The organism is Microtetraspora sp. AC03309, assembly GCF_020826795.1.
Lineage (GTDB): Bacteria > Actinomycetota > Actinomycetes > Streptosporangiales > Streptosporangiaceae > Microtetraspora > Microtetraspora glauca.
The window spans coordinates 1-408 of record NZ_JADDIL010000582.1 but is presented as its reverse complement, the minus strand read 5'-3'; the positions used below and the strand labels follow the sequence as shown (position 1 = coordinate 408).

Annotated in this window: 1 protein-coding gene; it reads left to right on the top strand. The window is 66.9% G+C overall.

Going from position 1 to position 408, the window contains the following annotated elements; all coding sequences use genetic code 11:
• On the top strand, nucleotides 1-408 hold a 408-nt coding region (locus tag IMZ11_RS44460), incomplete at both ends, for a hypothetical protein (RefSeq protein ID WP_228649808.1).

The following is a 408-nucleotide window of genomic DNA, read 5'->3' as shown; positions in this document are numbered from 1 at the left end:
GCGCTGTTTCCCGCGATGCCGGCCAACGCGATCGCAGCAGGGGTGATCGACCACCAGGCCCCGGTGGCGCGAATGGGCGACCTGATCGCCACATTGGCCAACCGAAGTGTCGAGGAGCACGAGATGGAACCCGACGCATCCATGGAGTTGGAGAACCGTATCGCCAAGTCGGCCCGTTTCGACACCGATTTCGACACGGAGACGCTCGGCCCGCCGTCCGGCTATATCTGCCCGGACTGCAACGGTTCGTTGGCGTCGGTCGGTGAGGGCAACTACCGGTGCCGAGTCGGACATGCCTGGACACCCGACGCGTTGCTGAGGGCCCGGGACGAGGAGGTCGAGCGGGCGCTGTGGATCGCGCTGCGGAGCCTGCAGGAGAAGTCGAAGCTCTCCCGCCGGCTCGCCGAC